This window comes from Stenotrophomonas sp., assembly GCF_050737075.1.
Lineage (GTDB): Bacteria > Pseudomonadota > Gammaproteobacteria > Xanthomonadales > Xanthomonadaceae > Stenotrophomonas.
Genome location: NZ_JBOHXV010000035.1, coordinates 34,634 through 42,745 on the forward strand (window position 1 = coordinate 34,634; position 8,112 = coordinate 42,745).

Sequence of the window (8,112 nt, forward strand, 5' to 3'; positions counted from 1 at the left end):
GCTCAGTCCTCCGCCTGCGTCGGCGAGCGCGGCGCCGCGCCATCCAGGGCGGCCAGGCGGCGTTCGAGCGCTTCCACCCGCTGCCGCCAGGCGGCCTCACCGACCGGCTCAGGGTGCAGTGGCTCGGGCGCATCCACCCGGGCATCGTGCAGCGGTGCCAGCGCGGCGTCGCCGTCGCCGTGGTCCACCGTGTCGGTGCCGTAGGCCAGCTTGTGCAGTACCGGCCGGGTGTAGGCCCACAGCCAGGCCAGCGGCCACAGCAGGCCGCCGAACAGCAGTGAGAGCAGGCACAGGGTCTTGATCGCATCCAACTGCGGGTGATGGCGCTTGTGGGCGATCTTCTCCGGCAGGATGTGCACCATCCAGAACACCGCGATCAGGACCACCGGCACGACCAGCAGCGCCAGCCAGGCGATGACGTTGGCCGCGGTGTCCAGCGCCTCGCCGCTGAGGAACGATGCCTGCGCCGGCGGGGCGGCGAACAGCGCCGCCGCGGCCAGCAGCGTCGTGGCGCGCGGAAAAATGCCGAAGGGTCCGGGGCGGTTCATGGCGGGTCCTGCCGGCTGTTCGTGGGAGGCGGGCGTTTCCGGGCACGGTGTTCGATGGCGGCCTGGGTGGCATTGATCAGCGCATCGCCATCCACCGGCTTGCACAGATAGCTGGCGGCGCCGAGTGCCAGCGCCTGCCGGCGGCTCTCGCTGCTGTCATCGCCGGTCAGCACCACCACCGGGATCGACAGCTGCTGCGCATGCAGCGCCGTCTGTACGTCGAACCCGCTGGGCCCGGGCATCCGCAGGTCCAGCACCACGCAGTCGGGCAGGCTGCGAGCGGCATGGCGCAGGAATTCCGACCCCGATTCGTAGGCCAGCACGTCGAACCCGGCCGAGCGAAGCAACCGGCGCAGCGCGAGCCGCACGTCGTCTTCGTCATCGACCACCGCAACCACTGGCGCTCGCTGTGTCATCGCGGTCCAAGATCGCCGCTTGCGGGCCAGGGCAGCAATTGGCCCTTGGCCCCATGCCGGGCCGGCAACCGGTAGTTTTTCTGGCCGGGCTGCGTAGTTATGCGGATGCCCCGGTGCAGGGGCGGGCGCTAGGCTGGGGCCCTGCCCACCCCGCTGGAGTCGCGTGCGATGAGAGCCTTCGCCCTTGTTCTGGGCGGGCTGGCCTGTGGCGCGCCGGCATGCGCACAGAACACCGACCCGCCGCCGCGCGCGATGTTCCGTGATGCCGAAGACGGCCGCTTCGACATGTCGCGGTGGCTGCTCGAACATCGCGGCTTTCTGCCGGTGCCCATCATCATCACCGACCCCGCGCTGGGCAATGGCGGCGGGGTGGCGCTGGCCTTCTTCCAGCGCCCGCATGACAGCGCTCCCGCGGCGGGGGACGGGCAGGGCGGGGTGACGGTGACCCGCCCCAATCTGTACGGTGCGGGCGCCATGCGCACCGCCAACGGCAGCGAAGCTTACGGCGCGGGGGCGTCGCTGCACTTCGACGAAGACCGCTGGCGCTACCGTGGCGGGCTGGCCAAGACCTCGATCAACCTCGGTTACCACACCCCGGGGACGCTGCGGCCGCCACTGGAAATCGAGTACAACGTAGACGGCGTGATGTCGTTCCAGCAGGGCTTTCGCCGGCTCGGCGCGCGCGATCTCTACGTCGGGCTGGCATGGATCTACATGGACCTGGACATCGGCTTCGACGTCGCCTCGGACCGGGACCGGTTCACGCCGCGCGAGCTCGGCTCGAAGAGTTCCGGATTGGGGCTGTCGCTGGAGTACGACAGCCGCGACAACACGTTCACCCCCTCCAATGGCTGGCTGGGCATGATCGAAGGCAACGCCTACCTGCCCGGCATCGGCAGCGACACCGCGTTCCAGAGTTACCGCGGCCACGCCTACGGCTACTGGCCGCTGGGCAAGCGCGTGGTGCTGGGCGGGCGCGTGGATGCGCGCTGGGCCAACGGTGACATCCCTTTTTACCGGCTGCCGTACATCGACCTGCGCGGGATCGGCTCGGCGCGTTACCAGAACACCCGGGTCGGCGTGCTGGAAACCGAGCTGCGCTGGAACCTGACGCCGCGCTGGGCGCTGATCGGCTTCGTCGGGGCGGGTCGAACCTGGGGCCGGCACAACAGTTTTGCCGACGGTAGCGACGAGGTCGCCAAAGGCGCCGGGGTGCGCTACCTGATCGCGCGGCAGCTGGGCATGCATGTGGGCGTGGATTACGCCTGGGGCCCGGAAGATGACACCTTCTACATCCAGGTAGGCAGCCCATGGCGTTGACCCCCCTTCGTTGGATCCTGCTGGCGGCGCTGTGCTGGGCGGGCACCGCGCAGGCGGTGGAGACCGTCAACATGCCCACCGGCAACAGCTGTGGCCACCGCGAACCGGGCGATACCCGGCCGCGCATCGGCGTGGCACTCGGCGGCGGTGGCGCGCGCGGCATCGCCCATGTGCGCATCCTGCGCCAGCTCGAGGCATTGCATATCCCGGTGGACTGCATTGCCGGCACCAGCGCGGGCGCGCTGGTCGGTGCGCTGTATGCCTCCGGCAGCAGCCCGGAACAGATCGAGAAGGTGGTGCTGGAAACCCAATGGATGACGATGTTCAGCGATACGCTGCCACGCCGTGATCGTTCGTTGCAGCGCAAGGCCGACGACTACGCGCAGCTGGCCCCGATCGGCATCGGCCTGGGAGGTGGCCAGGGCAAACGCGTGCAGCTGGCCGGTGGCATGTCGCAGGGCGAAAAGCTGATCGGCCTGTTCGAGCGGGCGACCGGTGGCAGCCGGGTCAGCGGCGACTTCGACGCGCTGTCCATTCCGTTCCGTGCCATCGCCACCGATATCAACACCGGGCAGGCGGTGGTGCTCTCACAGGGCAGCCTGCCGATGGCGATGCGCGCCAGCATGTCGTTGCCGGGCATCTTCCGCCCGGTGGCGATCGACGGGCGTGTACTGCTGGATGGTGGCGTGGCCAACCAGGTACCGATTGACGTGGTGCGCGCAATGGGCGCCGACCGGGTCATCGCGGTGGACGTGGGCACGCCGCTGAGCGAACTGGACCGCGATGCCAGCCTGGTGGATGTGATCGGCCAGCTCAGCGGCTTCCTGACCACACGCAATGCCGCCCAGCAGCTGTCCACGCTGGGGCCGCAGGACCTGTTGATTGCCCCGGAGCTGACCGGCAAGGTCGCGACCGGCGATTTCGACAAGGCGCCCGAGGCACTGCAGATCGGCCAGCAGGCGGCAGACCGCGCCGCGCCGGCATTGCGCGCGTTCTCCCAGCCGCCGGAGGTCTATCAGCGTTGGCTCGCCGCCCGCGAGCAGCGTGGCGTGCAGGGCGCAGCGGCCGACATCGCGTTCATCGAGGTGGAGAACCACACCGGCTATGCCGATGAACTGCTGCTCTCTTACCTGCCCTTGGAGGTGGGGCGACCGCTGGACAGCAAGGCCATGCAGGCCGGGCTGCTGCGTGCCTACGGCATGGATACGCTGGCCAGCATCAGCTACGAGCAGGTCCAGCGCGACGGCAAGGTGGGCGTGGTGGTCAGTGCCTACGAAAAGCCCAATGGTCCGGCCTACCTGGAGGCCGGCTGGACGCTCAGCAACGACCTGCAGGGCAATCATGAGAGCAACCTGCGCGCCGGCCTGCTGTTCGCGCCGCTGTCGCCCTACGGTGCCGAAGCCCGGGTCACGCTGCAGGTGGGCAGCGAGCCGGCCCTGACCGGCAGCTACTACCACCCGTTCGACCTGCGCAACCGCTATGCCTTCGAGGCCCTCGGCGGGTTCCAGACCCGCGCCTTCAACGTGTACGACGACGAGGGCAACAAGACGGCGCGCTTCCGGGTGCGGCGCACCGGCGCCGAGGTGAACCTGGTGCGCAACGTCTCCAACGTGTTGTCACTGCGAGCGGGGCTGGAACGCTACACCGGCAGCGCCTCGGTGGAGATTGGTGACCCGACCTTGCCGCGCACCGATTTCCAGGAAGGCGCGCTCACCGCGAGCGCCACCTACGACAACATCGACAGCCTGTACTTCCCGCGTGATGGTTTCCTGGTCAACCTGGGCACGTATCAGTCCCGCGAAGGCCTGGGCGCCGACAGCCGCTTCGGCCAGATCGACCTGGACGCGGTGGGCGCCTTTCCCTTCGGCCAGCACGCGGTGCAGCTGGGCCTGCGTTACCACGTGACCGCAACCGGCACCGCGCCCGTGCAGAACCTGTACCGGCTGGGCGGGCGCTGGCGGTTGGCCGGGTTCCAGCAGAACCAGCTGACCGGCCAGGACTATGCGTTGGGGTTTGTCGGCTACACCTACGAACTGGGCAAGGTACTGGGGCGTTCGGCGCAGGCGGGGGGCACCGTGGAGTATGGCAATGCATGGCAGCGACGCAGCGACATGTCCCTCACCGATGGCATCTGGAACGGCAGCCTGTTCCTCGGCTTCGACTCCTGGATCGGTCCACTGATCTTCGGGGTGGGGCTGCGCGAAGGCGGCGAGCGGGTGGTGTTCATCGAACTGGGGCAGGCCCTGTAGGGCTGTGACGACGCGAACCGGTAGTTTTGCTGTCCGCCCTGCGTAGTTATGCGGATTACGCGCCGAGGCAGCCGCAGTAGGCTGTCAGGAAGAGACACCTTCCCGATACCGGAGCCTGCGCCATGAAAGCCTTTGCGATTGCAGTCCTTGCCACCTCGCTCGTGGCCTGCGCGACCACGCCGACCGTACACACCGACTTCGATCCGGGTGCCAACTTCGCCTCGTTCAAGAGCTACAGCTGGGCGATGAAGCCGCAAGGCGGCTCGCCGCTGGTCCAGCAGCGCATCGTGGATGGCATTGATGCCCGCCTGCAGGCCCGCGGCTGGACCCTGGCGCCGAATGGCGGCGATGTGGCGCTGGCCGCGCATATCGTGACCAGCCAGCGGCAGACGCTGGATACCTTCTACAGCGGCAGCAACATGGGCGGCTGGGGCTGGCGCGGTGGCGGCTGGGGCGGCGGCATGGGCATGGGCACCGCAACCACCACGGTGCGCACCTACGACGTGGGTACGCTGGTACTGGACATGTTCGACGCGAAGAGCAAGCAGGCGGTCTGGCGCGGTACGGCCAGCAGCACCGTGCCGAGCTCGCCCGCGCGCGTGAACGCGGCCGTGGAATCCGGTCTGGACAGGCTGTTCGCGAGCTTCCCGCCGGGCAGCGCACCCGCAAAATAACGCAGTAGCCGAACCCTTTCGTGTTGTGCCGCGCGGCGGCGTGCCGGGACCCTCCCTCCCATCCGGTGCGACGCCGCGCTTTTTATGTGGACGCGGGTGGGAATCACCGTACCTGCGCCAGGACCACGCCGAGTGCGCCGATCCAGCAGACGATCACGAACCAGGCCAGTACCGCATTGGCGCCGATGCCGCGACGGCGGGTCAGCAGGCTGACCACCAGGGCCGCCAGCAGTGGCACCAGGAACAGCGCGAGAATCCAGAACCAGGGATGGTTGGGCATGGTGGCACCTGTGGGTCGAGGGGAAGGGGTCAGTGCACGCGTTCGATCTGTGGCGAGGTCCACCCGCCATCCAGCAATTCCGGTTTCGGCCAGTAGTAGCGCATGCGCGCGACGAACGGGCCGTCCGGGGCGGGCAACCAGTTGTGGCGTTGCCCGCCAGGGGGTGGGTCGTGCTGCAGGTAAAGCGTCAGCCCGCCGTCGGCATCGCGCCGCAGTTGCGGCAGCATGCGGGAGTCGATCTGGTGGCGGTCGATCGCATTGGCCACACGCCGTTCTCCTGGCAACGCGTACAGGCTCAATGACCAGAACGCATTCACCGGCGGCCATCGGTCGCGGGCGAAACGCATGGTGTAGCGGTGGCGGCTGCCGTCCAGCAGGACGCCGTCGGCGTCGGTATCGAACAGCGGGCGCAGTGCTTCGTCGCGCGAGGTTGCCGCAGCGTCGGCCTGGCTGCCGGCAGCGCGGGCGACCAGGTCACCCTTGAGCAGATCGCGGCTGCCGTACAGCGTATCGGTGCGCCCGGCCAGCGCGGCGCGGCGCTGGTCGATCTCGCGCTGTCCGTCGGCCATGCCCTCGCGCAGCGCCGCCAGCGTGTCTGGCGGTAGTGCGTGCAGCGGCAGCGCATGCCCGGGCTGGATGCCGATGCCGGCCAGCCGCGCACGCAGTGCGCGCTCGCTGGGGTGGGTGGGGGCGAACTGCAGCAGGAAGGCGAGTTGATTGAAGAAGGCCGGCGAGCCGCGCAGCGCGTCCGGCGCCAGCGGGACCGGCCAGGCAACCGCCGCAGGCGGATGCGGCGCGGGCCGGCCGAGGAACATCGACAGCGGCTGCAGCCGGTAGCGCCCCTGCAGTTGCTCAACCCGCGCCCGATCCTGGGCATCGAGCAGCTGGATGCCTCCCGACAGGCTGACCAGCCGGGTCTCGGCGCGCATGACCTGGGTGATGCCGGCGGGCACACGACCGTGCCAGTCCGGACCGGCAATCAGGTAGTGCCCGCCCAGATTGCCGGTGCTGCGGCTGCCGATGTAGGCGAAGTGGTAGCCGTACAGATCCACCAGCTGCAGCACGAAGTAACGTTCGGGCTCCATCGGCGGCACGCTGATGACCACCGGCTCGGCGCGCAGGTCGAGCGTGGCCGAGGTGGATGGCAGGCCGGCGTCGGCGTCCTGTGCGTCGGCGTCGCCGGGCATGTCTGTACCACCGTGGCTGAGCTGGTTGAACGGGCCCCGGTATTGGTCGCCGTCAGTGTCGATGCTGAGCGCATGCAGCTGCCGGTAGCGGGCGAGCATCGGCACGCCGTAGACATAGGCTTCGCGTGCCACGGCGCGCAGCGCTGGTAGCGCGTCGTGCTGAAGATCCGTGCCGGAGGGCGCAGGCGTGGTGGCCTGGGGAGCGGCGTCGGGCCGGCAGCCGGCCAGCAGCGCCAGCAGTGAAACAGTGCCGATCAGGGCGCTCAGCGACTGGCGCATCGGCATGGTGGGGCACGCTCCATCGCAGCGCGGCCTACTCGGGAAACACCAGCGTGACGGTAAAACGCGCGCTCCAGCGATTCGCATACTGCGGCCGGTCCACGTTGTAGAAGCCGCCCACGCCGAGGCTGAGCGGGGTCTTGCCCAGGTGCAGCACCTTGGACACGGTGGCACCCAGCGGAACGGTCCAGGCGTCGCCGCTGGCGGCCTTCCAGTTGTAGCTGGTCTCCGAGGTCACGCCGACCGACCAGCCGCCGGGCAGGTTGCGGGTAACGAACGGCTGCACGCTGGTGCTGCTGACATCCTCGCGGTCGCCATCGCCGCCCACCGACCACACGTGGTTGGCCAGCGCGCCGATCGTCCAGTTGCGGGTCTTGTGCACCAGGATGAAGGCCGGGCCCAGCGAATATTTTCCGGTGCCCAGGCTGTCGTGCGAGGCGGTGTCGAGCAGCGCGGCCGCGCCGAACCCGACCTCGGTGCCGCGCGCCTCGGCCGCCGTCTTCGGAATGTAGTAGCCCTGCACGAACAGGTCGCCGGTGCCGCTGCGGTCTTCGGGAAACTGGTTCCACTGGATGGGAAGGATGGGGCGGAGGATGAACTTGCCGTGCTCGCCCACGAACGGAATCACCGGTTGGATCTTCAGCTGCTGGTTGCGGAAGTCACCGCCGGGGCCGACCGAGCCGAGGTAGTTGTACTGGAACGGCACCGAGATCAGTGCCGCGCCCGGGTCGGCGAGTTTGCGTGCGATGTCGTCGGTGGCCGACGACGTCGACGCGCTCTGTGCGTTTGCGCTGGCACAGGCCAGTACGCCAGTGAGCAGCAGTGTTGTCGACGCTCCCGGTCGTCTCATCGCGGAGCATCCACCACGATGTACTGCACGGTCGTGCCCACGTAGCGCGGCTGGTACCAGCCGTCGCTGCACTGCTGGTAGCCGATGCCATCCACCACGATCGTGCTGCAGTCGACCGGCAGCGTGTACACGACCGAACCGATCGCGGCGGCGGTGAGCGCGACGCCTGCGGTGACCGCGGCGGCGCCCCAGAACGGGTGGTCCCAATAGGGCGGGGGCGGTGGCGGATACGGGTGCGGCCCCGGGCCCGGCGGCGGGCCGGGGGGATGCGGGCCGGGGCCGGGACCAGGGCCCGGCCCAGGGCCGGGT

8 protein-coding genes and 1 pseudogene are annotated in these 8,112 nt (G+C 69.1%); 3 read left to right on the plus strand and 6 right to left on the minus strand.

The annotated features are described in order from the left end of the window. Positions 1 to 2 precede the first annotated feature (2 nt). Both ACREPD_RS10555 and ACREPD_RS10560 read right to left on the minus strand, forming a co-directional pair. Positions 3 to 548: a DUF3302 domain-containing protein gene (locus ACREPD_RS10555; RefSeq protein WP_431599295.1), complete on the minus strand. Its 546-nt coding sequence runs from the start codon at positions 546 to 548 to the stop codon at positions 3 to 5. Further along, positions 545 to 964, minus strand: coding sequence for a response regulator transcription factor (locus ACREPD_RS10560; protein ID WP_431599296.1), 420 nt, complete (start codon positions 962 to 964; stop codon positions 545 to 547). Before ACREPD_RS10560 ends, ACREPD_RS10555 begins: the two co-directional genes overlap by 4 nt. A gap of 168 nt (positions 965 to 1,132) precedes the next feature. Here ACREPD_RS10560 and ACREPD_RS10565 point away from each other — a divergent pair, with 168 nt between their 5' ends. The 3 genes from ACREPD_RS10565 (at position 1,133) to ACREPD_RS10575 (ending at position 5,207) form a co-directional block, all read left to right on the plus strand. Next, positions 1,133 to 2,284 carry a BamA/TamA family outer membrane protein gene (locus ACREPD_RS10565; protein WP_431599297.1) on the plus strand — a complete coding sequence of 384 codons (1,152 nt, stop codon included), beginning with the start codon at positions 1,133 to 1,135 and terminating at the stop codon, positions 2,282 to 2,284. Beyond that, positions 2,275 to 4,533, plus strand: coding sequence for a patatin-like phospholipase family protein (locus ACREPD_RS10570; protein ID WP_431599298.1), 2,259 nt, complete (start codon positions 2,275 to 2,277; stop codon positions 4,531 to 4,533). Before ACREPD_RS10565 ends, ACREPD_RS10570 begins: the two co-directional genes overlap by 10 nt. A gap of 122 nt (positions 4,534 to 4,655) precedes the next feature. Then, entirely contained in the window at positions 4,656 to 5,207 is a 552-nt protein-coding gene (locus tag ACREPD_RS10575; RefSeq protein ID WP_431599299.1) for a DUF4136 domain-containing protein, read from the plus strand. 103 nt (positions 5,208 to 5,310) lie between these two features. On the opposite strand, the gene ACREPD_RS10580 is transcribed toward ACREPD_RS10575, so the two are convergent. The 4 genes and pseudogenes from ACREPD_RS10580 to ACREPD_RS10595 form a co-directional block, all read right to left on the minus strand. After that, positions 5,311 to 5,487, minus strand: coding sequence for a hypothetical protein (locus ACREPD_RS10580; RefSeq protein ID WP_421567235.1), 177 nt, complete (start codon positions 5,485 to 5,487; stop codon positions 5,311 to 5,313). Between the two features lie 29 nt (positions 5,488 to 5,516). Beyond that, the gene (locus ACREPD_RS10585) at positions 5,517 to 6,959 is read right to left on the minus strand and encodes a DUF1254 domain-containing protein (RefSeq protein ID WP_431599300.1); all 1,443 of its coding nucleotides are present in this window, start codon (positions 6,957 to 6,959) and stop codon (positions 5,517 to 5,519) included. Positions 6,960 to 6,987: 28 nt separating this feature from the next. Then, the gene (locus ACREPD_RS10590) at positions 6,988 to 7,803 is read right to left on the minus strand and encodes a hypothetical protein (RefSeq protein ID WP_431599301.1); all 816 of its coding nucleotides are present in this window, start codon (positions 7,801 to 7,803) and stop codon (positions 6,988 to 6,990) included. Then, positions 7,800 to 8,112, minus strand: a pseudogene (locus tag ACREPD_RS10595) (hypothetical protein); the annotation flags it as partial. The gene ACREPD_RS10590 and the pseudogene ACREPD_RS10595, both read right to left, overlap by 4 nt.

Excerpts from the sequence above, each read along its gene's own strand:
- ACREPD_RS10555 (WP_431599295.1), bottom strand. The coding sequence starts at position 548 with ATGAACCGCCCCGGACCCTTCGGCATTTTTCCGCGCGCCACGACGCTG.
- ACREPD_RS10560 (WP_431599296.1), bottom strand. The coding sequence starts at position 964 with ATGACACAGCGAGCGCCAGTGGTTGCGGTGGTCGATGACGAAGACGAC.
- ACREPD_RS10565 (WP_431599297.1), top strand. The coding sequence starts at position 1,133 with ATGAGAGCCTTCGCCCTTGTTCTGGGCGGGCTGGCCTGTGGCGCGCCG.
- ACREPD_RS10570 (WP_431599298.1), top strand. The coding sequence starts at position 2,275 with ATGGCGTTGACCCCCCTTCGTTGGATCCTGCTGGCGGCGCTGTGCTGG.
- ACREPD_RS10575 (WP_431599299.1), top strand. The coding sequence starts at position 4,656 with ATGAAAGCCTTTGCGATTGCAGTCCTTGCCACCTCGCTCGTGGCCTGC.
- ACREPD_RS10580 (WP_421567235.1), bottom strand. The coding sequence starts at position 5,487 with ATGCCCAACCATCCCTGGTTCTGGATTCTCGCGCTGTTCCTGGTGCCA.
- ACREPD_RS10585 (WP_431599300.1), bottom strand. The coding sequence starts at position 6,959 with ATGCCGATGCGCCAGTCGCTGAGCGCCCTGATCGGCACTGTTTCACTG.
- ACREPD_RS10590 (WP_431599301.1), bottom strand. The coding sequence starts at position 7,803 with ATGAGACGACCGGGAGCGTCGACAACACTGCTGCTCACTGGCGTACTG.